Genomic DNA, 24,495 nt, shown 5'->3' on the forward strand with positions numbered 1-24,495 from the left:
GGGCGGCAGCGCCCCGGTGGGACCGGAGCGCCGCGGGGCGGTCAGGAAGCACGGCGGAACTGGGCGTCCTGAGCATCCTCGGTATGGTCGAGGTCGAAGGCGAACCCGCCTCCAGTCGTCATCTTGTTCGAGCGGGCGGGAGCCGGCTTCGGCGCCGCCTTCTTGGGCGAGCCAGCGCGCGCCATCTGCGCCGCCTTGGCCTTGAGCTGCCCGACGGCGCGGTCGACCTCCTTGCCGCCTTGCTCGATGCGGAAGAAGGCGATTGTGGTCTGGAGCTGCTCGGCCTGGGCTGCGAGCTCCTCGGAGGTGGCCGAGACCTGCTCGGAGGCCGCCGCATTCTGCTGCGTGACCTTGTCGAGCTGCTGGATCGCCTGGTTGATCTGGGTCGAGCCGACATCCTGCTCGCGGCAGGCGGCCGTGATCTCCTCGACCAGCTCGGCGGTCTTCTTGATGTCGGGCACCAGCTTGGCCAGCATCGAGCCCGCCTCCTGCGCCACCTTCACCGTATCGACCGAGAGCGTGCCGATCTCGGCGGCCGCCGCCTGGCTGCGCTCGGCCAGCTTGCGCACCTCGGAGGCCACCACCGCGAAGCCCTTGCCGTGCTCGCCGGCACGCGCCGCCTCGACCGCCGCGTTCAGCGCCAGCAGGTCGGTCTGGCGTGCGATCTCCTGCACGATGTTGATCTTGGCCGCGATCGTCTGCATCGCCTCGACCGCCTTGCCGACTGCAATGCCCGAGGCTTCCGCATCCTTGGCCGATTGGCCGGCCATCTTCTCCGTCGTCGAGGCGTTTTCGGCGTTCTGCTTCACATTCGCCGCCATCTCCTCCATCGAGGAGGACGCCTCCTCCGTCGAGGACGCCTGCTCCGTCGAGCCTTGCGACAATTGCTCGGCGCTCGCCGACAGCTCCTGCGACCCAGCCGACACGTTCTCGGCAGCCTGGATGGCGTCGCCCACAACCTGGCGGAGCTTTTCGACGGTGCCGTTCAGCGCCGCCATCAGATCGCCGACCTCGTCATTGGTGCTGGGCGTCACCGTGCGGGTCAGGTCGCCGGCCGCGACGGCGTTGGCCAGGGATACCGCGCTAGAGAGACCGCGGCTGATGCTGATGGCGATCCATGCCGCGGCGATGAGGGCGATCAGCAGGGAAGCCGCAACAGTGCCGATTAGCAGCGAGCGGGCCAGTGCGGCCTCCTGCCGGGCACTCTCCGCGAGCGAATCCATCTGCGTTATCGTCAGCTTCTGATAGTTCTCAAGAGCTTCGATCGTTTCGTTGAACGCCGCCCGACCTTCGCCGCTGGCGATGCCGATGACCTTGGCGTTGCTGGCATCCCTCATCAGCTGCGCAGCCTGATCGACGGCCTTCAGATAGCGATCGAGTTCGCCGGCCATCGCGCCGGCGGGAATACCGGCCGAAGCGAGCTTGTCCTTCAGCTCGTTCCCGACGAGCTTGATCGAACGGGATGCGGTGGTGATGTCCTGAAAGGCCGTGTCAGCCTCTGCGGCAGTAGCCGCATCGAGTCCTGCGGGCATCGCCTGTGCAATGCGCAGCATCTCAATCTTGACGTTCTGGAGGCTTGCGTTCGCCAGCGGCGCCTCGGCGCCGTTTGTTCGGGCGATTTCAGCCGTGACGCCCTCGAAGATGCTCGACAGGGCCTTGGAAGCCGGCAGGGCGCCCGATTTCCAGAGCTCTGAAGCGCGATGGCCGGAGCCCTCTGCCAACAGCTTGGCGACCTGATCATCAAGGTCTGCAGCCTTGCTCAACTTGACTGTTACGGTATCGAGGAGACGCTTGCCTTGCTCGCTGGCGACCGCATACAGTTCGTCGCGCAACGTGGCCACGGTCTGGCGGCGCGTAACCATCGCGCGCTGGTTGTCGACAAGCTCCTTTTCGGTCGTGGCAAGACGCATGCGGGTCAGCGCCCGCTGAGATCCTTGTATTGCATCGACCGCGTCGGAGGCCTTGCGTGTACGCTGGGATTGCTCGACCAAGCGCTCCTGTGTTGCCGTCATCGAATTCAATCGCGTATAGCCGATTCCACCTGTGAGCATCGTCAGAGCGATGATGACGCCGAAGGTCGAACCCAGTTTCGCCTTGATCGAGAAACGCATCGTAAGCCCCCAAATGGAGAAAAATGCTCAGCCCAGGATGCGGGCCATGTCGGGAACGATGACGAATTCGTCGTTCCACTTGGTGATGAAGCGGATGAAGTCCGGGCGCCATTGGCTGCCCAGGCGCGGCGTCTGCTGGGCGTGTTTCGTCGAGACCTCGGTGACCTCGTAGACCTTGTCGGCAAGCAGCCCGAGCGTGACCGGGTCGCCGTCGATCTCGACCTCGACGACGACGATGCGGGTGTCGGGCGTCTGGGAAGTCCTGGTCATGCCGAAGCGGATGCGCAGATCGGCGAGCGGGATGACGTTGCCGCGCACATTGATCAGCGCGGGCAGGAAGGAGCGGGCGCCGGCGACGCGCGTCACCGGAACCGGATCGATGATCTCGCGGACCATGTCGGTCTCGACGGCGAAGATCTCGTTGCCCAGGCCCACCATCAGCACCTGCAGGCGGGTCTCGATCGCAGGTGTCGGACCTGCGGCCGGGGTCGCTTGACTCTGAACCTGTTGCATCACGCGGCCTCCGGCGTTCTGTCGCTCTCGGCGCGGTTTTGGCCGAGCGTCACGAGCTGGGCGACGTCGAGGATAAGGGCTGCCGAGCCATCGCCGAGGATGGTGGCGCCGGAGAACATCGTGACGTCGGCATGGAGCTTGGAGAGCGACTTGATCACCGTCTGATGGCTGCCGATGATCTGATCGACGACGAAGCCGATGCGGGTATCGCCCATCATGGTGATGATGATCTTCTGGTGCGGATCAGCCTCGCCCTCAGCCTCGAAGAGATCGCGCAGGCGCAGGAAGGGCACGAGATCGCCGCGCACATTGAGGAAGCTGCGCCCCTTGGAACGGGCCTCGATCGCCGGCGTCAGCTCGACGCATTCCTCCACCGCCGAGAGCGGGATGATGTAGCGCCCCTCGCCGACGCGGATCAGCAGACCCTCGATAATGGCCAGCGTCAGCGGCAGACGCAGCGTCACGCTCGAGCCATGGCCGGGAATCGTGGTGAGGTCGATCGTGCCGCGCATGGCCTCGATCGTGCGTTTGACCACATCCATGCCGACGCCGCGGCCCGACAGCGCCGAGATCGTCTTGGCCGTCGAGAAACCGGGATGAAACAGGAACTGGTGGATCTCGTGCTCGCTCAGGGGAGCGCCCGGCTGGATCAGCCCCTGCTCCTCCGCCTTGGCGCGGATGCGCGCCGTGTCCAGCCCCGCCCCGTCATCCTGTACCGTGACGAGTACCTGCGCACCGACATAACGCGCGGCAAGCTCGATGCGCCCGGTCGGCGACTTGTTCGTGCCTGCACGCCGCTCGGCGCTCTCGATGCCGTGGTCGATCGCATTGCGAATGAGGTGGACGAGCGGATCGGCAAGGCGCTCGATCATGGTCTTGTCGAGCTCGGTGTCCTCGCCGATCGCAACGAAATCCACCGGCTTGCCGAGATCACGCGAGAGATCATGGACAAGGCGGCGGAAGCGGCCAAAGAGCGAGCCCATCGGCACCATGCGCACGCCCATGGTCGTGTCGCGCAGGCCCGATGCCAAGCGCTCGATTTCCTCGGCGATCGCCTTGATGGCGAGGTCTGTGCCGGCATGGGCGAGTTGGCTGAGCCGTGCCTGGGCGATGACGAGTTCGCCGACACGGTCCATCAATTCGTCGAGGCGCTCGGCCTGGACACGGACCGTCGAGCTCTTGTCATCGGCGCGCCGGTTGAACTCGACCTTCTCTGGCGCGGCCGATGCCGTGGGAGCGGCAACGGTCGGGTGCTCGGCTACGGCGCGCGGCGCTGGAGCCTCCGGCTCGACATCCGGCATCGACATGTCGAGCGCGGCAAAGAGCGGCGAGGCGACTTCATCGAGGGCAGTGATGACGAGCTTCATCTCGTCGCGCACGAACATGAAGACGTCCTCGATCTCGTCCTTCCCGCAGGCGCTGTGCAGCGTGACGGTCCAGGCGATCAGGCAAGCCTCGGGATCAAGCGCGGCCAGCTCGGGAACCGCATCGAGATTGGCCTGAATGCGGCAAGAACCAAGTGCGCGCAGATCATCGAGAAGAACGAGCGGATTGGTGCCGTTGCGCAGAATTTCGGGCTCGAAGGCGATCTCGATCATCCAGCCGGCTGGCGTGGGCGCCGCTTCGCGTTCTATATCGGTAGCCGGCTTGTTGTCTGCCGCGGCGGCAGGACCGCCAATCAGGCGCTGCAATTCCTCGACGATCGCCTCGCCGATGATCGGATCGGTCGAATCCGGATCGTCGATCAGGGTGCGGATGTAGTCCTTGGCCGCGAGCGAGACGGTGACGATGTCGCGGTCGGCGTCGATCTTGCCCTTGCGAATGAGGTCGAAGGCCGTCTCAAAATCATGGGTAAAGGCCGCGACCTTGTCGAAGCCGAACATCGCGCCCGACCCCTTGATCGTGTGCAGCGCCCGGAAGGCAGCGTCGATCAGATCGCGGTCCTGCGGCGTCTGGCCGAGATCAAGCAGCACGGTTTCGAGGCTGTCGAGCAACTCGGCCGCTTCCTGACGGAAGGTCTCGGTCGGATCGAGTTCCATCATGTGCGCACCAGCTTTGCGACGACGGCAAGCAGTTGCTCGGGCTTGAACGGCTTGGTGATCCAGCCGGTCGCACCGGCGGCCTTGGCCTCCTGCTTGACGGCATCGTCGGATTCTGTGGTCAGGAAAACGATCGGCACACCCATGAAGGAAGGCAGCGCCCGCAGGCCCCGGATCATCGCCATGCCGTTCATCACCGGCATGTTCAGATCGGTGATCACAAGGTCGAAGCTCTGCGTCTTGGCCTTGGCAAGCCCTTCCGAGCCGTCGCCGGCCTCGACCACATTATGGCCGGCAGGACCGAGCACGAGCTTGATCATCTGCCTTACGCTGGGGGAATCATCGACGGTGAGAATCGTCGCCATGGTAATCAGACCTCGCTGATGAGAATGCGGTCGGCGGAAGGCGACAGCGCAAGGCCGGCCCGCGCCAGCGTGGTGCTCAGAACCTCCGGCACACCCTCCAGCCGCAGGAGGCGTCCGGAATCGGCCGCCGTCTTGCTGGCCGAGACCAGGAGTTGGACGGCGGCGATGTCGCAAGCTGTGATCGCGGAGCAATCGATGACGAGATCGCCGCTCGACTTGAAGGCGGCGACCACTTCAACATGGAAAGGCCTGATCGAGCGCAAGGAGCAGTCGACAGGCATATTCACCGTTGGCATGAACACTCACTTTCCGTTGAGTCACATCGCCACGAGACAAAGCGATATACCCAACCACGCAACGCTACTTACTTCCTCAAGCTTGCGCACAGAGGACTACGACCCGAGCACTGAACTCCCGGGATTATTTGAAGCTGAATGACCAATTACCGCTGATTATTGTCGGTTAATTCTGATCGATGTATTAACCTCGAATCTTATCTTGCACCGATCGTCACAACCCTGCGTCCAGCGAATCCAGCTTGCACTAGGCGTAAATCGACTGCATGATTCGTAATATTGACCGTCGCGCTTCTTCAGAAGTTTCGGTCAACGGAAGTGGGACATGGGGCATTCAGCATCGAGCCCGCCGGGATCCAGATCCGGCGGCGATTACGGCTACACTCACGCGCGATCCAAGACTTGCGCGCGATCCAAGATTTGCGCGCGATCCAGGACCGGTCGAGCGGAGCCGCTTTCGTGGCTCGCTGCCTCCCTCATCCGTCTCGCGGAGCACGCCGATGCCGGCTGACTTTCATAAAGGAACGGTTCATCCGGCTCGCACGCGGCATTTCGTGACGCACGACATCGACGAGGCGATCGAGCATTTCGCAGCCTGCGGTTTCAGGCTTGCTCTTCAACCGCTGGGCGCCCGCTCCGGGCGGATCGAGTTCAACGCGATCAGCCGGGCCTGCGACGGCATGTCGTTTTTCCGCACGAGCTTCGAGGAGCCGGTGGAGATTCGCCACCACGAGATTTTCGACGGCTTTCAAATCGTGACGCCGCTGAGCGGCTCGACGACGATCATGCTTGGCGATGACACTATCGAATGCGCGCGCTCGGGCTCCATCCTGCTCGACATGCGCGAGGTGAAATCAACCCGCCGCTCGGCCCGGTCGGAGAACTGTACAATCCAGATCGAGCAGCGCCTGCTGACGCATCGCCTCTTCGAACTCACCGGCGCGCCGGTCTTGCGCAGGCTTCGCTTCACGCCGCAATTCGATGCCCGCAACCATGCGTCACAAGCCTTGCGCGCCTTCCTCTCCGCGCTTGATCGAACGATGCTGCTGCCCGCGCTCGAGGAGGCGCCACACAGCGCCGGCAGGCTCTCGGCGTTGCTGATCGACCTCATTCTCGAGATTCTTCCGCATAATTATCAAGATGCCCTGTCTCGCCACGCGAACGCCATCGTTCCCAAACATGTCAGGCGTGCGATCGACTATATCGAGCGCCATGCCGAGGGTTCACTTTCGCTGGAGGACCTCGTCACCGTCTCCGGTGTCAGCCTGCGGGCTCTGCAATATGGCTTCCAGAAATTCCTTGGCGTCTCGATCTCGGACTATGAGCGCTCGGTGCGCCTGGACCGCGCGCGCCGCGACATCGAACGCAATCCAGGCGAGCGCGTCGCTGTGGTCGCCAAACGCTGGAATTTCTCGAACTTCACGCGCTTCAACACGCAGTTCGAAGCCGCATTCGGGATCAGCGCCGTCGCCCTGCGCACCAGCCGCAACCAGCATGCGGAGCGCGAAACCGGCGAGTGAGGCAAAGCCGGTGCGCATGAGAGCCCGTTTGGAAACTCCAGCCCTCATCCTGGGGAGCCGCGGCGCGCGGCGTCTCGAAAGATGCTCCAGACGGTTCGGGAGCCTCCTGAAGCATCCTTCGAGATAGAGCATTTCTGCGTTTCCCCGAATCGCGGAAATACTCTATCTCTTTGCTTTAATGCGCTTTCTTCACGCGAACCGGTGTCCACTTCGCTCGAAAACGCGCCAAGCTCCTGCGGAGCGCTCCTCAGGATGAGGGCTCAGAAGATTTCCAAACCGGAGCTCAGGACACGCTCCGAGATGCCGGTCCGAGGCGCGGGAAGATCGCCTTGAAAGTCGCGCCCTGCCCCAGCAGGCTCTCGATGGTGAGGCGCCCGCGATGGCGCAGCACGATGTGCTTGACGATAGCCAGGCCAAGGCCGGTTCCGCCCGCTTCGCGGCTGGCGGCGGTGTCGACCCGGTAGAAGCGCTCGGTCAGGCGCGGCAGGTGTTCGGGCGCGATGCCGGGCCCGTCGTCGCGCACGCTGACGCTGGCCTCGGTCGCGCCGTCGACGACATCGATCGCGACCTCACCGTCCTTGCGGCCGTATTTGATGGCATTCTCGACCAGATTCTCCATCAACCGCAGCAATTCATCGCGATCGCCGGCCACCTTCACCGGCTGCTCGGGCAGCGACAGGCGCAGATTCACATTGCGCTCGCGCGCCATCAGCGCCAGCGAATCGACGATCTCGCGCGAGATACCGGCGAGATCGACCGGGGTTTCGGGCGCCAGATGGGCGCGCAGTTCGATGCGCGAGAGCGAGAGCAGGTCGTCGACGAGGCGCGCCATGCGCAGGCCCTGCTCGCGCATGATCGTCAGGAAGCGGTCGCGCGCGCCGGCGTCGTTGCGGGCCGGGCCCTGCAGCGTCTCGACGAAGCCAAGCAGCGAGGCCAAAGGCGTGCGCAGTTCATGGCTGGCATTGGCAACGAAATCGACCCGCATACGCTCGGTGACGCGCTGCTCGCTGAGATCCTCGAAGGTCAGCAGCAGAGAGCGCCGCCCGCCCGCCGCCCGCAAGGCCGCGATATGGATCCGAAAGGTGCGTTCGACCGGCACGCGCTCGACCAGTTCGATGACGCGGCGCCCGCCCTGGCTCGAGACCTGCTCCATCGCCCCGATCAGATCGGGATCGCGCATGACGAGCGTCAATTGCCGGCCCTTGTCGAGGGCGGGGATCAGTGCGCTCATCGCCGGGCTCAACGCCTGGACGACGCCTTGCGCATCGAGCAGCACGACGGCCGCGCCGAGCGCCCCGATCAGGGCGAGCGTGGCGGGGGCATTGGGATCGACAGTCTCGAACATCGGGCACGGCCTTGCACTGTCCTCTCGCCACCGAGGCGGGCGCGAGAGCCAGACGATGCGAGAGAATGTCTTCCTGATCGGATCGCCGGCGCACGTCAATTCCCTTGACCGTGCGCACAGGTTAGCTTGCCAGCCAAGGATCAGGGAGCAAGACGATGGCGAAGAGCTTTTCCGGATACAAGCTGAAGGGGGCCATCCAGCTCCCGCCCAAGGCGAAGGGACGGTCCAAGGTCTCCGCCAAAAAGCGGACCGCCTCGGATAAACCAGCGAACAAATCCGATGCCTTCGACATCGAAGCGGACACCTTGCCCCAACACATCGTCGATGCCGCCTTCCACAGCGGCGGCTACCCCTATGACAAGCGCATGAAGCGCAAGCACTACAACAAGGAGATGGAGCCGCTGCAGATCGAATTGCAAAAGCTCCTGGCCTGGGTGCGCGAGACCGGCGAGCGTATCGCCATCGTGCTCGAAGGCCGCGACGGCGCCGGCAAGGGCGGCACGATCACCCGCTTCACCCAGCATCTCAACCCGCGCCAGGCGCGCGTGGTGGCGCTGCCGAAGCCCTCCGACACCGAGAAGGGACAATGGTATTTCCAGCGCTATGCCGCGGAAATGCCGGCGGCGGGCGAGATCGTGTTCTTCGACCGCTCCTGGTACAATCGCGCCGGCGTCGAGCGTGTGATGGAGTTCTGCACGTCCGACCAGACCGACGCCTTCCTGCGCGAGGCCCCCGTCTTCGAGGGCATGCTGACGCGCGACGGCATCCGCATGATAAAAATCTTCCTGACGATCAGCCGCGAGATGCAGATGATGCGGCTGCATGCGCGCTGGCACGACCCGCTCAAACGCTGGAAGCTGTCGCCGATCGATTTCGAGGCGATCCCGCGCTTCGACGCCTATTCCGAGGCCTTCGACGAAATCCTGGAGCGCAGCTCGACCTCATGGGCGCCCTGGAGTGTGGTGCGCGGCAACGACAAGTTCCGCACTCGACTCAATGCCATCCGTCTCGTGCTCCAGGCCATTCCCTACAAGGACAAGGATGAGGCGGCGATCGGCGAACTCGACCACAAGATCACGCTGAGCGCGACGCGCTATCTCGACAAGGGCGGGGAGAAATAAGCGAGATCCGGGGAGGCGGGCGGCGCTCAGCGCTCCCGCCGCCTGATCCGCCTGATCATCTCGTTCAGCGCCAGCAGGACCAGCGCCAGGATGAAAGGCAGCAGGTAATAGATGATGCGGAAGAGCAGCAACGCGCCGAGCACGCCCTCGTAAGGCAGGCGGCTCAGCGCGACCAGCATCGTCGCCTCGAAGACGCCGAGCCCTCCCGGTGCGTGGCTGGCGATACCGATCAGGCAGGCGAAGACATAGACCGCCAGGAAGCTCGGATAGTCGATATTGTGCCCGCCCGGCAGCAGGACGAAGAGCACGGCCGCGGCCGCACAGACCTCGCAGGCGCCGAGGCACATCTGACCGAGCGTGATCCCCAAGCCCGGCAGCGGCAGGTTCCAGCCACTGACGCGGATGGTGCGCTCGCCGCTCGCGACCCAGGCGAGATAGCCCAGCGTGCCGACCGCCACCGCCGCGCCGACGCCCTGCACCACAAGCGGCGAGGTGCGCGCCAGCCGTGCGACGCCCTCGGAATCATAAAACAGGCAGGCGCACAGGATCGCGCCGAGGCCGAGCCAGAAGGTCAGGCCCGCAATCACCGTCAGGCTCGCGACCTCGGAGGCGCGCACGCCCTTGGGCGAATAGATCCAGTACCGCACCGTGCCGCCGGTCACGATCGGGAAACCGAGCGTGAAGGAGACGGAATAGCTGGTGAAGGAGGCGAGCGCCGTGGTGCGATAGGGGATGGAGAGCCCCAATCGCTTCAGCGCCAGCGCATCATAGCCGGTGAGCAGGAGATAGCTCAGCGCGGTGAAGCCGAGCGCAAGACCGAGCTGGCGCTGGCTGGCATTGGCGAAGGCCCCGGCGAGCGCGCCGGGCTCGATCTCGCGGATGATGAACCAGAGCACGACCAGCGAGGTGGCAAAGATGGTCGCGCTCGCCAGTGGGCCGAGCCACCACCAACGGCTGCGCCTGCGCAAGGGCATACCTGGCTCATGCGGGCCGAAGGACATATGCGAACTCGCTCGAAAGCTGAACGGGACCGCACGCTGCTGCGCCAGATCCCCGGGCGGGGCGACAGGCCGCAGGACGCGACCCTGCCCGACAGATAACGCCTCGACCGGGATGCACAAGCCGGAACGGCGCGGCGAATGCGCGCCATGAGGCTGACGCAGGTCGCGCCCGGCGGCTTTTCCGGGACGCGGCCCATTGCCATGCGGCAGCCTTTGCGGCCGCCTCATAGCGCAAGGATCCTTCAGGCGAGGATCCTTTCAAGTATCCCGTCCGGCAACGGCGGCGAAGAGCTGACCGGGCCCCTCGACCTCGACCAGGCGCCGGTTCTCGATCAGCCAAAAGCGATTGCCGACCGTCCGGGCGAAGCTGCGGTCATGCGAGACCAGCAGGCCGCTCGCCTCATGGCCCACCAATTGGCCCATCAACTCGGCCTCCAGCGCCTCCTGCCCCTCGATGTCGAGATGGTTGGTCGGTTCGTCCAGGAGGTAGAAGTTAGGATTGGCCAGGCGCAGGACCAGCATCATCAACCGCGCCTTCTGCCCGCCGGAGAGGCGGCCTATCGGGCTGTCCTGCATCTCGATGGTCAAGCCCGCGCCGGCCAGCAGGGAGCGGGCGCGCTGATCGCCGACATCGAAGCGCCGGCCAATCGCCGCCCCGGGCGTGTCGTCAGGCGCAAGCTCGGACAGGTTTTGATCGCTATAGCCGAGCGTCAGGGACGGCGTCGCCCTGATCGCCCCCGACGCTCCTTGCGGTTCCACGATCGCGCGCCTGACCAGGCTAACGAGGCGCGATTTGCCGGTCCCGTTGGCTCCGAGCAGGACGATGCGATCGCCCTGGTTGATCCAGCGCTTGCCCGTTTTGAACAGCAGCGTTCCGTCGGGCGCCGCGATGGTCGCATCGTCGAGCGTAACCAGGACCTTGGCATGGGTGCCGCGATTGGCGAGCCTGATCGCACCCGCCGAGCGCTCGCGATGCGCGGGCAAGGCGGCATCCTCCAGGCGCTCGGCTCTCTCCTTGAGCTGCTTGGTCTTGACCACGAGGAGGTCGCTGCCGGAATTGATCCCGATATTCCTGAGCTTCGCGGCCTGCCGGCGCAATTGCTGGGCAGTCTTCAGGTCGCGCTGGAACCGGCGCTCCTCCGAGGCATCGGCCTCGTCGCGCGCCAGGCGCGCCCTCGTATAGGGCAAAGCGAAGACCAGGGAGCGCTCCGGGCGCAGGAACAGCGTCCGGTTGGTCGTCGCGTCCAGGAAGGCGCGGTCATGGCTCGAAATGACCACGGGCACCTCGCGCGGCAGGGCGTTGAGCCAGTCTTCCAGCTGTTTGATCCGGGCGAGATCGAGATGGTTGGTCGGCTCGTCCAGCAGCAGCAGATCGGGCTCGGTCACCCAGATGCGCGCGAGCATCGCCAGCCTCTGCCAGCCGCCGCTCAGGCGCGAGAGCGGGCGCTGGCGCAGCGGCTCGGGAACCTCGAGCGAGTCGAGCACCACATCGACGCGCCAGCTTTCGCTGTCGGCCTGCTCCGCCGGCAAGGCCTGGCGAACGAGGTCATGGAAGGCTGTGTCCGCGAACCGAGCCGGGATATCCTGCTCGACATGCCCGACGCGCAAGCCGCGCGAGCGCGTGATCTCTCCGGCGCTGGGCTCGAACCCGCCTGTGAGACAGTGCAGGAGGGTCGACTTGCCCCGGCCATTGGCGGCGACGAGGCCGAGGCGGTCATTCGCCCCGATCGTCAGGTCCAGATTTGAAAAGAGCGGCGTGCCCAAGGTGACGCCGAGATTCCTCAGATTGATCAATGCCATTGTCGTTGTCCGGTCTGCCCGAGCCATCGCCGGCATTCACAGCAGGCAGCCTTGCTGCCGCGGGATGCGGGGCTGGGGGCCGCAGCCTCCCAAGCTCGACATGTTGTGAAGGGACGCGGGCCGCGAGCCATCGAAGGCTCAGCGCTGCGCTACCACGAAGGGCAGACCGGGAAGAGAACCGTGAAGCAATCGTCTCTGGTCAGCCCTGCAAACAGCTTTGCAGGGCGTTGACCGGGCCACGCGTATGATGGTGACGAACAAACGTGATCACGCGGCCCTCCTTTCTCGACGAGTTGCGGGATAAACGTAACGCCGCGCGCGACGGCAAGCAATCCTCACCGCTTCGCACGTATTGTCCTGGCTCGGAACCACGCCGTCATCCTGGACAAGCCGCGCAGCGGCGCAGATCCGGGATCCATCGGAGGCCACTGAGCTTTACGATGGATCCCGGGACGACCTTCGGTCGCCCAGGATGACGGCATGGTTCCGAGCATAAACGGCGCATAGTTGGAGTGCGCAGCTTCATGATTGAAACCCGCCCCCTCAACCGGTCTTCCGGAACACCCGCAGCGTCTTGAAGCTCGCAACCTCGTCGACCTGCGCCGTCCTGGCCCAGTCGGCGATGATCGGCTCGGCCGAGGCGTAGGCGAAGGAGCCGGTGTAGAACAGGAGATAGCCGCCAATATCGGTCTGGGCGGTGAAGAGGTCGATCACCTCGCGGTCGGTCAGCGCGCCCCCCGGTCACTCGGCCCCTCCTTAGAATCTCTCTAAGATACTGATATTGAATATATATTTCGTATGCTGCATTGCATTCGAGCCATTGACTCGCCAACATCGCGCCTTAAAGACAAGCCTGTTCGCGACAGGCCGCCACGGCTCCCCGGCCAGCCAGATCGCCGAACCCGAGCAACCACCGCGGCGCGGGCCAGCGGCCGCCTGACGGGAAGCCACCACAACCTCATTCGCCACCGGGCCGAGATGTGACCATGACGCGCCAATCAACCACTGGACAGCGCCGGATGCTGCGCCTCGCAGCCGCTGTGACGTTCCTGTTCATTCCCGCTTTTGCCCATGCGCAGGCCTCGACCATGCCGCACGACCTCTCGCCCTGGTCGATGTTCATGGCCGCCGATATCGTCGTGAAATCGGTGATGGTGGGCTTGGCCTTCGCCTCGGTCGTGACCTGGACGATCGGGCTCGCCAAGGCGCTTGAATTGAGCGCCGCCAAGCGCCGGCTGCGGCAGGCGACCCGGATCCTGGCAAAGCAGACCGCCCTCAGTGAGGCTTCGCTGGCGCTCGGCGAGACGCAAAGGCTCGGCCGCAAGCTGATTGACGCAGGGGTGGAGGAGATGCAGGCCTCCAAGCAGGCCTATGACAAGGACGGCATCAAGGAGCGCGTCGTCTCGCGGTTGCACCGGATCGAGCTCGCCGCCAGCCGCGAGATCGCGCGCGGCACGGGCTGGCTGGCGACGATCGGCTCGACTGCGCCCTTCGTCGGCCTGTTCGGCACCGTCTGGGGCATCATGAATTCGTTCATCGGTATCTCCAAGGCGCAGACCACAAACCTCGCCGTGGTCGCTCCGGGCATCGCCGAGGCGCTGCTCGCCACCGCGATCGGCCTCGTCGCCGCCATTCCCGCCGTGATCATCTACAACCTGTTCAGCCGCGGTATCGCCGGCTACCGCGCCGAGGTCGGCGACGCCGCCGCGACCGTGGCCCGGCTGGTCTCACGCGATCTCGACCGCGGCCGTAGCGCGCTGCAGCGCGCGGCGGAGTGAGGCCATGGCCGGCGGCATCAATGCGAATGGCGGCTTCGGCGACGACGACCTGCCCGAGGCCAGCGAGATCAACGTCACGCCGTTCATCGACGTGATCCTGGTGCTGCTGATCATCTTCATGGTCGCAGCCCCGCTCTCCACCGTCGATGCGCCAGTCGAGCTTCCGGTCTCGACCGCCAAGCCTCAGCCGCGCCCGGAGAAGCCAGTCTTCCTGACGCTGAAAGCCGATCTCGCGATGGTGCTGGGCGAACAGCCAGTCGCCACCGAGCAGCTCGCCCAGGCGCTCGACGCCCAGACCAAATCCGACCGCGAGCAGCGCATCTTCGTGCGCGCCGACCAGTCGGTCTCCTATGGCGAGGTCGTGAAGCTGATGAACACGCTGCGTGCGGCAGGCTATCTCAAGATCGCGCTGGTCGGGCTCGAAGGTCCGAGCTCGCCCACGCCGGCTGCCAGTGAGATCCCCGCGGCCCCGGCTTCGCCGGCCGGCCCGCAGCCGTAAGAGACCCAACGCCGCGTGGGGCTGCGGCGTTGTTCCGGAACAGCCGTCCGCACCCGAGAACGCAGTCCGGACCGGACTCTGCGGCGGTCTCGGCCAGAGCAGGATGCGAAAAAGTGGACACCGGTTTTTCGCATTGATCCTGCTCTAACTTTTAGTTGAGAAGCCGCTGCCTGCCCTGCTTCCCGAAAGGTGATCTGCATGGCCCGCGCCCCGGCCCCGTCTTTGCGTGCATGGCGGCGGCGAGCCAGCTAGGCCATGCTTAGCGGGCATGACCGAAGCCGCAGTTGCGGCGAACGGCTCAGCGTGATGCAGCAGACGCATGAGCGTGAGGGCGCAGATCCTCATGCCCGATGTGTGAGAGGGGAGGATCGCCCGATGATCTATGAAGAGCGCGATTATCGCATCAAGGCCGGCAAGCTTGGCGAATTCGTCAAGATCTATGGCGAGCACGGCCTGCCGCTGCAGAAAGAGCATCTGGGCAATTTCATCGCCTATTTCACCACCGAGATCGGCGAGCTGAACCATGTCGTCGCGCTCTGGAGCTACCAGGGCCTCGACGAGCGCACGGCCAAACGCAAGACGATGCTGGCCGATCCGCGCTGGCAGGACTACCTCAAGCGTGTCGATGGGCTGATCGACATCCAGAACACGCGCATCCTCACCCCTGTTTCCTATTCGCCACTGCAATGAGCACCGCATCGCAATCCGGTATGGCCGGACATTTCACCGCCGAAACGCCCGACGGCGCCGTGCTGCACGTGACCAGCGAGGGCCAGGGCCCGACGCTGCTGCTCGTCAGCGGGCTCGGCGGCACAGCCGGCTTCTGGAAGAGCAATGCCGCGACGCTGGCGCGCTCCTTCCGCATCATCCGCTTCGACCAGCGCGGCATCGGCGCGAGCACGCGCGGCACCGCCGCCTGCACCATCGACCAATTGGCGCAGGACTGCCTCAGCGTGCTCGATGCCGCCGGCGCCGATCGCACTGTCCTGCTCGGCCATTCGACCGGCGGCTGCATCGGCCAGGCGCTGGGCCGGCTCGCGCCCGAACGGCTCGACGGGCTGATCCTGAGCGCGACCTGGCTCAAGCCCAGTCGCTACATGACCAGCCTGTTCGGCACCCGTCGCGCGATCCTCGACGAGAACCCGCATGCCTATGCCGCAACCGCTGCGCTGATGGCCTACCCGCCAGCCTGGATCGAGGCGAACTGGGGCACCTACGAGGCCGCCCTCGCCGCCGCCCCAGTGACGGCGCAGGCGCGGCAGGTCGTGCGCGAGCGCATCGACGCGCTGATGTCCTTCGACGGCTCGGGCAGCACCGCCTCGCTGATGATGCCGATCCTGGTCCTGGGCGCGCGCGACGACATGATCGTGCCAGCCTTCCTGCAGGAGGAACTGGCCGCGGCGCTGCCTGGATCGCGCAAGACGATGCTCGACACGGGCGGGCATTTCTTCCCGGTCTCGCGGCCCGACGCCTTCACGGCGAATGTCGCGGAATGGATCGGCGAGCTCATATGAAGCCGCGCCGCCTCGTCCTGATCGGCTTTGGCGCGATCGCCAGCGATCTCGCTGCGGCGCTACTCGACGCGCCGCAGCCGGGCTATGCGCTCGGTGTGCTGCTGAAGCCAGGATCGGCCTCGCGCCAGCGCCTGCCGCGGAGCTGTACCCCGCTCTCGGACCTCGCCGAGCTCGCCGCCTTCGCCCCCGACCTCGTCGTCGAGGCGGCGGGACATGAGGCGGTGCGCGGCAGCGTTCCGGGCTGTCTTGCGCTTGGCCTGCCCGTGCTGATCTCCTCGATCGGCGCCTTGCATGACGAGGCCTTGCTTGCGAGCCTCGTCGCCACGGCGCGCGAGCATGGCGGGCGCTTGCTGCTGCCCTCGGGCGCGCTCGGTGCGCTCGACTATGTCCGCGCGGTTCGGCACGCAGGCGAGCTCACGCTACGCTATGAATCGCGCAAGCCTCCCGCCGCCTGGAGCGCGGAACTCAAGGCGCTCGGCCATGATCCCGACAGGCTCGACGCCCCCGTGACCCTGTTCTCGGGCAATGCGCGCGAGGCGGCGGCCGCCTATCCGCAAAACCTCAATGTCGCGGCCGCGCTGGCGCTGGCGGGGCCGGGCTTCGAGGCGACCGGCGTCGATGTGGTCTGCGACCCCGCCGCGACCGGCAACACCCATGTCGTGACCGCGCGCAGCGAATTCGGCACGATGCATCTTGCCATCGCCAACCGGCCCTCGCCGAGCAATCCGAAATCCTCCTGGATCGTCGGCCGCTCGCTGCTGGCGGCGATCGAGCAGTTCTTCGCTCCCGTGATGATGCTGTGACGGCCATTCGCACCTGATATATAAATACGACGCAATCCCGTGACGAGACGAGGGACCGACAGGATGAAGCTTGCTGGCAGGATCGCGATCATCACCGGGGGCGGTTCCGGCATCGGCCACGAGGCGGCGAAGCTCTTCGCTGCAGAGGGTGCGGTCGTGATCGTCGCCGACCGTGACGGGGCTGCCGCGGAACGCGTCGCGGCCGAGATCACGAGCGATTCCGGCAAGGCGAGCGCACATACGATCGACGTCGGCAAGGAAGCCGAGATCAAGGCGATGATCGACAAGGTCGTCGCCGATCATGGCCGGCTCGACATCCTCGTCAACAATGCCGGCTTCGGATTTGCCGGCACGGTCGTCACCACATCGGAAGCGGACTGGGACGCGCTGATGGCGGTGAACGTCAAGGGCGTGTTCTTTGGCTGCAAGCATGCGATCCCGGTGATGGAGAAGCAGGGTGGCGGCGTCATCGTCAACACGGCGTCTGCCGTCGCCAATGTCGGCATCACCGATCGCGCAGCCTATGTCGCCTCCAAGGGCGCGGTTGCCGCGCTGACGCGAGCGATGGCGATCGACCATGTCGCGGCCAAGATCCGGATCAACTGCGTCGCGCCAGGCACGATTGAATCGCCCTATTTCGCCAAGATCCTGAGCGGACCCGACGGCGCCGAACTCCGACGCGGCCTCGAGCAGCGCCAGGCCATGGAGCGGCTGGGACAACCCGTCGAGATCGCCAGGGCGATGCTCTTTCTCGCCAGCGACGAGTCGTCGTTCTGCACGGGAACGACGCTGGTTGCCGATGGTGGTTGGACAGCGCGCTGATATATTATAAGGAGCGGCCCGCTCACCAGACTCCGATCGACAGGATTCCCGCGCATGTACGGACTTGAAGGACGCAAGGCGATCGTCACCGGCGCCGCTCATGGCATCGGCCGGGCCATCGCGGCGCGGCTGCTCGCCGAGGGCTGCGATGTCGGCATTCTGGATTTTGATCTCGCAGCCGCCCAGGCGACGGCTGAAAGCCTGCGCAAGGATGGCGGCAAGGTCGCGGTGGCAGCCGGCGACGTCTCGTCGAGCGGCCAAGTGAAGGCCGCCGTCGAGACGCTGCGCGCGGCGCTCGGCCCCATCGACATCCTGGTCAACAATGCCGGCATCCTGAAGGTCGGCAAGCTGCTTGAGACCAGCGAGGCGGACTGGAAGGCGCATTTCTCGGTCAATGTCGACGGGCTGTTCCACATGACGCGCGCCGTCGCGCCCGAAATGGTCGGTAACCGCAAGGGCGCAATCGTCAACATCGCCTCCTGGATGGGAAAATCCGGCGTGGCTTCGTACAGCGCCTATTGCGCCTCGAAATTCGCGATCGTCGGCATCACCCAATCGCTCGCGACCGAACTCGGGGAGCACGGTGTGCGCGTCAACGCCGTCGGGCCGGGCTTGATTGTCGACACCAAGATGCGCGACGAATCCGAGATCAAGCGCAAGGCCGAGGGACTGCCCGACGCCTATGAGCGCGCGCAGGCGATCCCGCTGCGGCGGCCGGGCGTTCCCGACGACATCGCCAAGGCTGTCGCCTTCCTGTCCTCAGACGAAGCCGACTACATCACGGGCGAGACAATCAGCATCACCGGCGGCCTCTGGAACGACTGAGCGCGCCCTATCCTGGCTCGCCATATCCGGATTCGTCGAGGGCTGCGGCCTGCACCAGCAAAGGCCTGTAGTCGTCAAGCGCCACAGTGGCAAAGCCAGTGAGGCACAATTCGGCGAGGGCAGGCTTTGCCGCCGAGGCCGCACCAAGCCCCAGCAACGCGTCGCGCAAGGCTGCAACAATCGCTGGGTCGAGCCCGGCCGACGCAGCCAGCAACGGTATCGGCGTTGCTTGCGTCGTCGCGACGACGCGCAGCCTTGCTGCCGTCTCGGGCTCATGCCGCTTCAGCAAATCGTGGAAATAGGAATCGAGTGGCCCGATATCGATGCGATCATCGAGCACAGCCTCGATCACCCGGCGCGGCGTCATCAGCTCACCGATGCTCTCGCGATAGAGCGGTCCACCAGCGCTAGAGCAGTTTCCGATCCTATTGGATCGTTCAATTGCTCTAGCCCTTTGTTTTAACGCGTTTTCTTCACGCGAACCGGCGTCCACTTCGCTCGAAAACGCTTTGACATAAGGCAGCAGATGCCGGCGCAGCGCCTGGAAGCCGGATTGCGAATGCCTTGCCGTCCAACCAATGCGGCCACCAAAAGTATCCTGCAGCGTCCGCAGCGGGCCGTCGGCGCGCACGATCAGGTCGCTGGCGTAGAGAGGTTTTCCGGATGCGAGCGGGCTTGCGGGGATGGGCGCCGCGATCGGCTGCAAGGCAAAGCCGCCACCGGCGAAGGGAAAGCCGCAGATGAAGGCGAGGCCGAGATCCTCGCGCCGCCAGAGCGCTTCAAGCGGCGCGGGCGCGGCGTGCTCGATCAGCGCGAGCGGCACGCCGGCCTTCTTAGAGACCAGCGCGAACAGTTCCGCCCAGGCGGCGCGAACCCCGGCATTGACCCCATACATCCGCGCATTGGCGACGAGCACCGGCCCGATCCCGCTCAGGCGAAGCGCAGGCGCTGGCCGATGCCCAGCCGCTTGCCCTTCTCCAGCATGGCGTGGCCGAGCGCGATATCCGACAGCGACAGGCCGCGATGCCAGAACAGGATGGTCTCGTCCTCGCTCTCGCGGCCGGGTTTCAGGCCGGCGACGATCTGGCCCATCTCGGCATGCAGCGTCGCCTCCGAGAGCTTGCCGGCCTCGACATGGGCGCGCAAGCTGCCGAACTTGCCGCCCTTGCACTGGCCCCAATCATCGACGACGAGCTTGCTCATGATGTCGGTCAGCGAGAATTCGACCGCGCTCATCGTGCCATAGGGCACGACGAAAGCGCCCTTTTTGATCCAGTCGGTCTTCAGCATCGGCTCGGGCTGATCGAGCCGCGAGGCTTCGACGACGATATCGGCACCCTCGACGCAGGATCGCCAGTCCGGCGTGGCGATGACGCGCTTGCCGAGATCGGCGGAGAGTTTCGCCGCAAAGCCGTCGCGGCTCTCGGGCCGGCGCGAATGCACGCGGATCTCGTCGAAATCGAAGAGATGATCGAGCAGGCGGACATTCCAATAGGCGGTGCCGCGCGCACCGATATGGCCGAGCACCTTGGAGCCCTTGCGAGCGAGATATTTCGCGCCGATGGCCGTGACCGCACCCGTGCGCATATCGGTGATGCCGGATGCGTCGAGGATCGCCTTGGGGCTGCCGTTGAAGCGGTCGAACAGGGTCAGCACCGCGAGTTCCGAGGGCAGGCCGATCTTGTAGTTCTCGACGAAGTCGCCGACGACCTTGACGCCGGCTGCGTCGATCTCGCCTCCGAGCGCGCCGCGCAGCACGTTGAAATGGCCGTTCGCCGCCTTCGGCTCGAGATGCATGCGCGGCTCGATCACGGCCTCGCCGCGCCCCTGCGTCGCCAGCGAGCCTTCGATCGCGGCCAGGATCTCGTCATCGGTGATGGCCAGAGCCTCGATGTCGAGGCGGTTCATATAAGTGATGTAGATCGGCGGCATGGCAGCGGGCACGGACATGGCTCTTGCTCCTCGGGATCAGGCCGTATGGGCCGCGGCGTCGGTCAGCGGGAAATGGCAGCGCACGCGGCGGCCGGTGCCGATCTCGCGCAGCTCCGGCATCTCGATCTTGCAACGCTCCGCGACCTGCGGGCAGCGCGTGTGGAAGCGGCAGCCGGAAGGCGGATTGATCGGGCTCGGGATCTCGCCCTTCAGGATGATGCGCTCGCGGCGCCTGGCCGGATCGACTGAGGGGTTGGTCGAGAGCAGGGCTGCCGCATAGGGGTGTGCCGGAGCCTCGAACAGCGCCCTGGTTGGCGCTTCCTCAACGATCTGGCCGAGATACATCACGATCGTCCGGCCGGTCAGCCGGCGCACGACATTGAGGTTGTGGCTGACGACGAGATAGGTCAGCGCGAACTCCTCATGCAGGTCGCGCATCAGATTGAGCAGCTCGCCCTGCACGGAGACGTCGAGACCCGCAGTCGGTTCATCGGCGACGATGATCTGCGGCTCCAGCACCAAAGCGCGCAGGATCGCGACGCGGCGCGCCTGTCCGCCCGAGACCTGATGCGGAAACTTATCGAGCGTCGCCTCGGGCAAGCCGAGGCGCTTGAGGATGCGCAGCAAGCGGGCGCGGCCCTCGGCCATCGGCAATCCGTGGATCTTCAACGGCTCCTCGGCCAGCGCCCGGATGCGCATGCGCGGCGAGAGCGAGGCGACCGCCTCCTGCTTGAGCATCTGCGCCTGCCGGCGGAAGCCGAGCGCATCGCGCGCGAGACGCACCGCCAATGGCTCGCCTGCGATCGTTACGCGTCCGAATGAAGCGGGCAGCAGCCCCATCAGCACGCGGCAGAGCGTGGTCTTGCCCGAGCCGGATTCCCCGACGAGGCCGACGATCTCGCCGCTGTCGATCGCGAAGGAGACGCCGTCGAGCGCCCGCACCTTGCCGCCATAGACGAGCGAGACCTCGTCGAAGGCGATCAATGGCGCGCGCTCTGCCCCTGGTGCGCTCATGGCAGCACCTCGCATGGCAGCACCTCATATGGCAGCACTTGGGCTGAGCGAATGCAGGCCGCCTGCCTGCCCTGCCCCATGGCTGCAAGCGGCGGGTGCCGCTCCAGGCAGATATCGGCGGTGTGGGCGCAGCGGCTGGCGAAGATGCATTGCGTCAATTCGCTCAGCGGGTTGGGCACCTCGCCGGGAATCGTCGCGAGCCGGCCCTCGTCGCCATCCTCGATCTCGCAGTCGAGCAGGGCGCGGGTATAGGGGTGACGCGGGGCCCTCAGCACCTCTGCGACCGGGCCGGTCTCGACGATCGCGCCGCCATACATCACGCAGAGATCGTCGCAGAGCTCGGCGACGAGCCCGAGATGATGCGAGATGAAGACGATCGAGCCGGAAAAATCCTGCCTGAGCCGGTCGAACAATGCGACGATCTGGGCTTCGACCGTGGCGTCGAGCGCCGTCGTCGGCTCATCGGCGAGCAGCAGGTCTGGCTCGACCGAGAGCGCCATGGCGATCATCACGCGCTGGCGCATGCCGCCCGATAACTGGTGCGGATAGGCCTTCAGGCGCAGATGCGGATCGGCGATGCCGACCTTGACCAGCATCGCCTCGCTGCGGGCCAGCGCCTCGCGCCGCGACAGATCGGGAAAACGCCGCCGCAGCACATCGACCATATGGGTGCCGACGGTGAAAAGCGGGTTCAGCGCCGTCATCGGATCCTGGAAGATCATGGCGATGCGCACACCGCGCCAGGCCTGCATCTCATTGGCCGGGAGCGCGAGCAGATCGATGCCGTCGAAGCGGATCTCGCCGTCGAGCCGGCTGATATTGCTCGGCAGCAAGCGCAGCAAGGCGGCGGCAAGCGTCGATTTGCCGGAGCCGGATTCGCCGACGACGCCGAGAATGCGGCCGCGCCCGATCTCAAGGTCGAGCCCGCGCAGGATGTGAGCCGGGCCGCGCTCGGTCGCAGCGTCGAGCGTCAGCTTGCGGATGCTGACGAGGGGGGAAGCGTCAGTCATGCCGCCCTCCCCTGTCCTTCCGGGGCTTTGCCCTCGGGTCCGATCTTTGGTCGGCCCAAGGATAAACTCCGCAAAGAACCCGGAACCCACGACCGGGTGGCACGCGTCGGCAACCGAAGAACACTCGCCCGGTCGTGGGTTCCGGGTTCAGGCCTGCGGCCTGCCCCGGAATGACAGCGGGGACTGACACCATCATCTCAGCGCTCCCCGTCCAGGCGCGGATCGACCGCGTCGCGAAGCGCCTCGCCGAAGAGCGTGAAGCCGAGCGTGGCGAGGCCGAGCGCGCTGCTGGCGATCACCACGGGGAGCTTGGAATCCGAGAGATAGGCATAGCCGTCATAGATCAGCGTGCCCCAACTCGCGAGCGGCGGCCTGACGCCGAGCCCGATGAAGGACAGTCCAGCCTCGATGGTGATGACCACGGGAATGTCGATCGAAGCGAGCACGACGAGCGGCCCGGCGATATTGGGCAGGATATGCGAGAAGACGATGCGCCAGGAGGATGCGCCGAGCAGGCGCTCGGCCTCGATATAGGGCGCATTGCGCACGGTCAGCACCTGGGCGCGGGCAACACGGCCGAAATGCGGGATCAGCGTGACCGCGACGATGATCACCACGAGCATGGTCGAGGGGCCGAAGACCGCGACGGCCGCAAGCGCCAGCACGAGGCTGGGGAAGGACGAGACCACGTCGAACAGGATCAGAATGAGCCGCTCGGAGCGCGCCGGCAGCGAGGCCGCGAGGATGCCGAGCAGCGTGCCGGCGATGAGCGCCGTCGAGATCGCCGTCAGCGCCACCGCCATGGCGACGCTCGCGCCATGGACGAGGCGGCTATAGAGATCGCGCCCGAGATGGTCGGTGCCGAGCCAATGCTGGGCGGTGGGGCCGGAGAAGCGGTTCAGCACATCCAGCGCATCGGGATCATGCGTCGCCACCAGCGGCGCGAACACGGCCGACAGCACCACGACCGCGACGATGACGAGCCCGACAGCACCGCCGAGATGCGAGCCGATGCGCCGGATGGTGCCGGCTGTCACTGCCAGCGCATTCATTGCCCGGCCGCCTGCGGCGCGCCATCGCGGCGGATGCGCGGGTCGATCGCGGAATAGCTGAGATCGACGAGGAGGTTGGTGACGACGAAGATCAGCACCACGACGAGCACGGCCCCCTGCAGGACAGGGAAATTGCGGGTCGCGATCGCATCGAAAATCAGGCGGCCGAGACCCGGCCGCGCGAAGACGATCTCGACCAGCACGGCCCCGCCGAGCAAACGGCCGATGCCCATGCCGAGCACGGCAATGGTCGGGATGCAGGCGTTCTTGAGCGCGTATTTATAGGTCACCATCCGGTTCGGCAGGCCATAGGCGCGCGCGGTGCGGATATAGTTCTCGCCCATCACCTCCAGCATGGAACTGCGCATGAGGCGCGCGATGAAGCCGATCCAGCCGACGCTCAGCGCTGTCGTCGGCAGGATCAGGCGCTTGGCCTGGTCGAGCCAATCGCCGGGCTGGCCGGCGCCGAGCACGGGCAGCCAGTCCAACCAGATCGAGAAGATCAGCAGCAGGAAGATCGCGATGACGAAGGAGGGGATCGCGATGAAGGCGACACTGATGAAAGCCAGCGCATGGTCGAGAGCCGAGCCGCGATGCGTTGCGGCGTAACAGCCGAGCGGCACGCCAATCACGACTGCAAGCCCGATCGAGGCGAAGGTCAGGATGAAGGTGTAGGGAAGCACCGCGCCGACGATGCCCGCGACCGGCCGCCCGGAGAGCACGTCGGTGCCGAGATTGCCGGTCAGGACATGGCCGAGGAAGGTGGGCAGGCGGCGATACCAGGGCTGGTCGAGCCCCATCTCGACGATGAAGCGCTTCGCATATTCCGCCGTCGCCTGCGGACCGAGCAGAGCGGTTGCCGGATCGCCCGGCACGATCGCCGAGAGCGTGAACAGCAGCAGCATCGCGCCGAGCACGATCAACAACGTCGTGACAAGACGGCTCAGGAGGTAGCGCGCGGTGTCGCTCATGGCGCAGCCATTGGGAAGCCAGCTATGCTTCGCCTTGCTTTATCGGCTCCCACATCACAACAACCCGCGCCGTCATCCCGGGCGACCGGAGGGAGACCCGGGATCCATTCCTGAATCTCGCCGGCAAGCGTTCCGGAATGGATCCCGGTTCTGCGCTGCGCTCC

General features: G+C 65.6%; 24 protein-coding genes. 9 read left to right on the top strand and 15 right to left on the bottom strand.

Features of this window, described 5'->3' with window-relative positions; translation table 11 throughout:
- Positions 1-41: 41 nt before the first annotated feature.
- The 5 genes from BMZ97_RS15665 to BMZ97_RS15685 form a co-directional block, all read right to left on the bottom strand.
- Positions 42-2,111, bottom strand: a complete 2,070-nt coding sequence (locus tag BMZ97_RS15665) for a methyl-accepting chemotaxis protein (protein WP_092171061.1) — start codon at positions 2,109-2,111, stop codon at positions 42-44.
- 27 nt (positions 2,112-2,138) lie between these two features.
- Positions 2,139-2,549, bottom strand: coding sequence for a chemotaxis protein CheW (locus tag BMZ97_RS15670; RefSeq protein ID WP_244546449.1), 411 nt, complete (start codon positions 2,547-2,549; stop codon positions 2,139-2,141).
- 74 nt (positions 2,550-2,623) lie between these two features.
- Positions 2,624-4,666 (bottom strand): chemotaxis protein CheA, encoded by a 2,043-nt coding sequence (locus BMZ97_RS15675; RefSeq protein WP_092171065.1) that lies wholly within the window; start codon positions 4,664-4,666, stop codon positions 2,624-2,626.
- Positions 4,663-5,028, bottom strand: a complete 366-nt coding sequence (locus BMZ97_RS15680; RefSeq protein ID WP_092171067.1) for a response regulator — start codon at positions 5,026-5,028, stop codon at positions 4,663-4,665. The genes BMZ97_RS15675 and BMZ97_RS15680 overlap by 4 nt, the downstream gene beginning before the upstream one ends.
- Positions 5,029-5,033: 5 nt before the next feature.
- A complete protein-coding gene (locus BMZ97_RS15685) occupies positions 5,034-5,324 on the bottom strand; it encodes an STAS domain-containing protein (RefSeq protein WP_092171069.1) in 291 nt (96 codons plus the stop codon).
- Positions 5,325-5,878: 554 nt separating this feature from the next.
- Between BMZ97_RS15685 and BMZ97_RS15690 the strand changes: the two genes are divergently transcribed.
- The gene (locus BMZ97_RS15690; protein WP_175525573.1) at positions 5,879-6,844 is read left to right on the top strand and encodes an AraC family transcriptional regulator; all 966 of its coding nucleotides are present in this window, start codon (positions 5,879-5,881) and stop codon (positions 6,842-6,844) included.
- Between the two features lie 283 nt (positions 6,845-7,127).
- Here the strand turns inward: BMZ97_RS15690 and BMZ97_RS15695 are convergent, their stop codons facing one another.
- Positions 7,128-8,189, bottom strand: a complete 1,062-nt coding sequence (locus BMZ97_RS15695; protein ID WP_092171073.1) for an ATP-binding protein — start codon at positions 8,187-8,189, stop codon at positions 7,128-7,130.
- A gap of 155 nt (positions 8,190-8,344) precedes the next feature.
- Between BMZ97_RS15695 and ppk2 the strand changes: the two genes are divergently transcribed.
- Positions 8,345-9,310, top strand: coding sequence for a polyphosphate kinase 2 (gene ppk2 / locus BMZ97_RS15700; RefSeq protein ID WP_092171075.1), 966 nt, complete (start codon positions 8,345-8,347; stop codon positions 9,308-9,310).
- A gap of 26 nt (positions 9,311-9,336) precedes the next feature.
- Here ppk2 and BMZ97_RS15705 read toward each other — a convergent pair whose 3' ends face one another.
- The 3 genes from BMZ97_RS15705 to BMZ97_RS31275 all read right to left on the bottom strand — a co-directional run bounded on the left by BMZ97_RS15705 (position 9,337) and on the right by BMZ97_RS31275 (position 12,825).
- The gene (locus BMZ97_RS15705; protein WP_244546423.1) at positions 9,337-10,284 is read right to left on the bottom strand and encodes a lysylphosphatidylglycerol synthase domain-containing protein; all 948 of its coding nucleotides are present in this window, start codon (positions 10,282-10,284) and stop codon (positions 9,337-9,339) included.
- Positions 10,285-10,569: 285 nt separating this feature from the next.
- Positions 10,570-12,111: an ABC-F family ATP-binding cassette domain-containing protein gene (locus tag BMZ97_RS15710; protein WP_092171079.1), complete on the bottom strand. Its 1,542-nt coding sequence runs from the start codon at positions 12,109-12,111 to the stop codon at positions 10,570-10,572.
- A gap of 543 nt (positions 12,112-12,654) precedes the next feature.
- Entirely contained in the window at positions 12,655-12,825 is a 171-nt protein-coding gene (locus BMZ97_RS31275) for a hypothetical protein (RefSeq protein WP_175525574.1), read from the bottom strand.
- Positions 12,826-13,199: 374 nt separating this feature from the next.
- Here BMZ97_RS31275 and exbB point away from each other — a divergent pair, with 374 nt between their 5' ends.
- From exbB to BMZ97_RS15745, 7 genes are all read left to right on the top strand, one after another.
- Positions 13,200-13,889 (top strand): tonB-system energizer ExbB, encoded by a 690-nt coding sequence (gene exbB, locus BMZ97_RS15715; protein WP_244546450.1) that lies wholly within the window; start codon positions 13,200-13,202, stop codon positions 13,887-13,889.
- Between the two features lie 4 nt (positions 13,890-13,893).
- Positions 13,894-14,388 (top strand): TonB system transport protein ExbD, encoded by a 495-nt coding sequence (exbD, locus tag BMZ97_RS15720; protein WP_092171083.1) that lies wholly within the window; start codon positions 13,894-13,896, stop codon positions 14,386-14,388.
- 375 nt (positions 14,389-14,763) lie between these two features.
- A complete protein-coding gene (locus tag BMZ97_RS15725) occupies positions 14,764-15,078 on the top strand; it encodes an NIPSNAP family protein (protein WP_092171085.1) in 315 nt (104 codons plus the stop codon).
- On the top strand, positions 15,075-15,902 hold the full coding sequence (locus tag BMZ97_RS15730) for an alpha/beta fold hydrolase (protein ID WP_244546424.1): 828 nt from the start codon (positions 15,075-15,077) through the stop codon (positions 15,900-15,902). Before BMZ97_RS15725 ends, BMZ97_RS15730 begins: the two co-directional genes overlap by 4 nt.
- Complete coding sequence (locus BMZ97_RS15735; protein ID WP_092171089.1) at positions 15,899-16,705, top strand: aspartate dehydrogenase; 807 nt, start codon at positions 15,899-15,901, stop codon at positions 16,703-16,705. Before BMZ97_RS15730 ends, BMZ97_RS15735 begins: the two co-directional genes overlap by 4 nt.
- Positions 16,706-16,768: 63 nt before the next feature.
- Positions 16,769-17,527 carry an SDR family oxidoreductase gene (locus BMZ97_RS15740; protein WP_092171091.1) on the top strand — a complete coding sequence of 253 codons (759 nt, stop codon included), beginning with the start codon at positions 16,769-16,771 and terminating at the stop codon, positions 17,525-17,527.
- Between the two features lie 54 nt (positions 17,528-17,581).
- On the top strand, positions 17,582-18,352 hold the full coding sequence (locus BMZ97_RS15745; RefSeq protein WP_092171093.1) for an SDR family NAD(P)-dependent oxidoreductase: 771 nt from the start codon (positions 17,582-17,584) through the stop codon (positions 18,350-18,352).
- Positions 18,353-18,359: 7 nt separating this feature from the next.
- On the opposite strand, the gene BMZ97_RS15750 is transcribed toward BMZ97_RS15745, so the two are convergent.
- From BMZ97_RS15750 to BMZ97_RS15775, 6 genes are all read right to left on the bottom strand, one after another.
- Complete coding sequence (locus BMZ97_RS15750) at positions 18,360-19,268, bottom strand: phosphate/phosphite/phosphonate ABC transporter substrate-binding protein (RefSeq protein WP_092171096.1); 909 nt, start codon at positions 19,266-19,268, stop codon at positions 18,360-18,362.
- A gap of 14 nt (positions 19,269-19,282) precedes the next feature.
- Entirely contained in the window at positions 19,283-20,284 is a 1,002-nt protein-coding gene (locus BMZ97_RS15755; RefSeq protein WP_092171521.1) for an ornithine cyclodeaminase family protein, read from the bottom strand.
- A gap of 36 nt (positions 20,285-20,320) precedes the next feature.
- Complete coding sequence (locus BMZ97_RS15760) at positions 20,321-21,298, bottom strand: oligopeptide/dipeptide ABC transporter ATP-binding protein (protein WP_092171098.1); 978 nt, start codon at positions 21,296-21,298, stop codon at positions 20,321-20,323.
- Positions 21,295-22,308, bottom strand: coding sequence for an ABC transporter ATP-binding protein (locus BMZ97_RS15765; protein ID WP_092171100.1), 1,014 nt, complete (start codon positions 22,306-22,308; stop codon positions 21,295-21,297). The genes BMZ97_RS15760 and BMZ97_RS15765 overlap by 4 nt, the downstream gene beginning before the upstream one ends.
- Before the next feature lie 197 nt (positions 22,309-22,505).
- Complete coding sequence (locus BMZ97_RS15770; protein ID WP_092171102.1) at positions 22,506-23,360, bottom strand: ABC transporter permease; 855 nt, start codon at positions 23,358-23,360, stop codon at positions 22,506-22,508.
- On the bottom strand, positions 23,357-24,331 hold the full coding sequence (locus tag BMZ97_RS15775) for an ABC transporter permease (RefSeq protein ID WP_210188260.1): 975 nt from the start codon (positions 24,329-24,331) through the stop codon (positions 23,357-23,359). Before BMZ97_RS15775 ends, BMZ97_RS15770 begins: the two co-directional genes overlap by 4 nt.
- Positions 24,332-24,495 lie beyond the last annotated feature (164 nt).

Source organism: Allobosea sp. OK403 (assembly GCF_900113835.1).
Classification (GTDB): Bacteria; Pseudomonadota; Alphaproteobacteria; order Rhizobiales; family Beijerinckiaceae; genus Allobosea.

Coding starts and splice junctions, on each gene's coding strand:
- BMZ97_RS15675 (WP_092171065.1), bottom strand. CDS start 4,666: ATGATGGAACTCGATCCGACCGAGACCTTCCGTCAGGAAGCGGCCGAG.
- BMZ97_RS15740 (WP_092171091.1), top strand. CDS start 16,769: ATGAAGCTTGCTGGCAGGATCGCGATCATCACCGGGGGCGGTTCCGGC.
- BMZ97_RS15695 (WP_092171073.1), bottom strand. CDS start 8,189: ATGTTCGAGACTGTCGATCCCAATGCCCCCGCCACGCTCGCCCTGATC.
- BMZ97_RS15760 (WP_092171098.1), bottom strand. CDS start 21,298: ATGAGCGCACCAGGGGCAGAGCGCGCGCCATTGATCGCCTTCGACGAG.
- BMZ97_RS15745 (WP_092171093.1), top strand. CDS start 17,582: ATGTACGGACTTGAAGGACGCAAGGCGATCGTCACCGGCGCCGCTCAT.
- BMZ97_RS15710 (WP_092171079.1), bottom strand. CDS start 12,111: ATGGCATTGATCAATCTGAGGAATCTCGGCGTCACCTTGGGCACGCCG.
- BMZ97_RS15770 (WP_092171102.1), bottom strand. CDS start 23,360: ATGAATGCGCTGGCAGTGACAGCCGGCACCATCCGGCGCATCGGCTCG.
- BMZ97_RS15735 (WP_092171089.1), top strand. CDS start 15,899: ATGAAGCCGCGCCGCCTCGTCCTGATCGGCTTTGGCGCGATCGCCAGC.
- exbD (WP_092171083.1), top strand. CDS start 13,894: ATGGCCGGCGGCATCAATGCGAATGGCGGCTTCGGCGACGACGACCTG.
- ppk2 (WP_092171075.1), top strand. CDS start 8,345: ATGGCGAAGAGCTTTTCCGGATACAAGCTGAAGGGGGCCATCCAGCTC.
- BMZ97_RS15665 (WP_092171061.1), bottom strand. CDS start 2,111: ATGCGTTTCTCGATCAAGGCGAAACTGGGTTCGACCTTCGGCGTCATC.
- BMZ97_RS15705 (WP_244546423.1), bottom strand. CDS start 10,284: ATGCCCTTGCGCAGGCGCAGCCGTTGGTGGTGGCTCGGCCCACTGGCG.
- BMZ97_RS15755 (WP_092171521.1), bottom strand. CDS start 20,284: ATGCCGCCGATCTACATCACTTATATGAACCGCCTCGACATCGAGGCT.
- BMZ97_RS15725 (WP_092171085.1), top strand. CDS start 14,764: ATGATCTATGAAGAGCGCGATTATCGCATCAAGGCCGGCAAGCTTGGC.
- exbB (WP_244546450.1), top strand. CDS start 13,200: ATGCCGCACGACCTCTCGCCCTGGTCGATGTTCATGGCCGCCGATATC.
- BMZ97_RS15730 (WP_244546424.1), top strand. CDS start 15,075: ATGAGCACCGCATCGCAATCCGGTATGGCCGGACATTTCACCGCCGAA.
- BMZ97_RS15765 (WP_092171100.1), bottom strand. CDS start 22,308: ATGACTGACGCTTCCCCCCTCGTCAGCATCCGCAAGCTGACGCTCGAC.
- BMZ97_RS15670 (WP_244546449.1), bottom strand. CDS start 2,549: ATGGTGGGCCTGGGCAACGAGATCTTCGCCGTCGAGACCGACATGGTC.
- BMZ97_RS15775 (WP_210188260.1), bottom strand. CDS start 24,331: ATGAGCGACACCGCGCGCTACCTCCTGAGCCGTCTTGTCACGACGTTG.
- BMZ97_RS15680 (WP_092171067.1), bottom strand. CDS start 5,028: ATGGCGACGATTCTCACCGTCGATGATTCCCCCAGCGTAAGGCAGATG.
- BMZ97_RS15685 (WP_092171069.1), bottom strand. CDS start 5,324: ATGCCAACGGTGAATATGCCTGTCGACTGCTCCTTGCGCTCGATCAGG.